This window comes from Paracoccus sp. PAMC 22219 (assembly GCF_000787695.1).
Lineage (GTDB): Bacteria > Pseudomonadota > Alphaproteobacteria > Rhodobacterales > Rhodobacteraceae > Paracoccus.
The window spans coordinates 1-1,648 of the sequence record NZ_BBPH01000228.1; the positions used below are offsets into that span (position 1 = coordinate 1).

General features: G+C 57.5%; 1 protein-coding gene. It reads left to right on the forward strand.

Annotated elements, in window-relative coordinates:
* Nucleotides 1–191 precede the first annotated feature (191 nt).
* Nucleotides 192–1,556: an ISNCY family transposase gene (locus tag TY51_RS19190; RefSeq protein ID WP_042252853.1), complete on the forward strand. Its 1,365-nt coding sequence runs from the start codon at nucleotides 192–194 to the stop codon at nucleotides 1,554–1,556.
* Nucleotides 1,557–1,648 lie beyond the last annotated feature (92 nt).

Genomic DNA, 1,648 nt, shown 5'->3' on the forward strand with positions numbered 1-1,648 from the left:
ACGTCAACCGGATTGCGGGCAAAGATGATGGCGTCAGAGCGTACAAGCCTGCTGGGGGTCTGAGTTAGGAACAATGATGCATAATAAAGCTTATTACGTTAATATGTGATGTAGCCGCAAAGCTAAAATGTCGCCCATGAGCAATTCAGGAATGTCACTCTGCCCTCGACAGAACATGAGGATGAGCGGACATGGGATGGGTGATGATGAGCGAGCGCGAGTTGAACCGCGTGGAGGTTTTGGCGCAGGTCGATGATGGTCGGCTGTCTGTCGGCAGCGCGGCGAACGTGCTGGATCTGACACGTCGGCAGGTTTTCAGGCTGTTGAAGCGCTATCGCCAGGATGGCGCCGCAGCGATCCGGCACAAGGCGCGCGGCAGGCCTCCCAACAATCGCATCCATAAAGCCAAACGGGATTACGCGTTGTCGCTGATCAGAGAGAGCTATCCGGACTTTGGGCCAACCTTGGCGACTGAGATGTTGGCCGAACATCATGGGCTCAAGGTTTCCCGCGAGACGCTGCGCAAATGGATGGTCGAGGATGGCGTCTGGCTATCGCGCAAACAGCGCCGGACTTTTCACCAGCCACGCCTGCGCCGGGAATATTTTGGCGAGCTTATACAGATCGATGGGTCCGAGCATCGCTGGTTTGAGGATCGGGGCGATCCTTGCACCCTGCTCGTTTTCATTGATGACGCGACCAGCACGCTCATGGAACTGCGATTTGTCGAATCCGAAAGCACCTTCAGCTACTTCGCGGCTCTGGATGGCTACCTATCCCGGCACGGTCGTCCCGTTGCTTTCTACAGCGACAAGCACACCGTCTTCCGCGTTCCCAAACCCAACGAGCACATGACCGGCATGACCCAGTTCGGGCGGGCACTGGCAGAACTGCAGATTGAAATTTTGTGCGCCAATAGCAGCCAAGCCAAGGGCCGCGTGGAACGGGCGAACCGGACGCTGCAGGACCGTCTGGTCAAAGAACTGCGCATCGCCGGTATATCGGATATGGAAGCGGCTAATGCCTTCCTCCCGGGCTTCATGCAGCGGTATAACGCCAGGTTTGCCAAGCCCGCTGCCCGTCCAGACAATCTCCACCGCGCGCTGAACGTCGCACCGGACCGGCTGGCCGAGATCTTCTGTCTACGCAACAAGCGCTATGTCAGCAAAGACCTGACTCTGAAGTACGATCACAAGCGGATCCGGCTGGAGGTCAACGAACTGACACGGGGGCTGGTCGGCAAGTATGCCGATACATACGAGTTCCCGGATGGGCGCATCCAGGTTCGGCACAATGGCATCGTCCTTCCCTGCGCCATATTCGATCCGCACCAACACCGCGTCACCCATGCCGCGATTACAGACAACAAGCATCTCAGCGCTGTCCTTGCTCATATCAAGGCCGAGCAGGACAAGGCGATCGCCAGCGCCGAAGTTCGCCCGGAAAGCGCCCGCAACGGCTACCGAAAGAATGGACGCCGCAACAACGGTTGGAACTCACTGACTGAACGCAAGCGCATCGCAGACCGCAAAGCCAGCCAGGGCTGCGATATATGAGGTCTCCGCCCTGTCAGGCTTTGCTTCCGTCGTCGCCTCTAATGACATTCCTGCTTTGCAATCGCGGTGACATTTCTACTTGGTTGCAACAT

Coding starts and splice junctions, on each gene's coding strand:
- TY51_RS19190 (WP_042252853.1), top strand. CDS start 192: ATGGGATGGGTGATGATGAGCGAGCGCGAGTTGAACCGCGTGGAGGTT.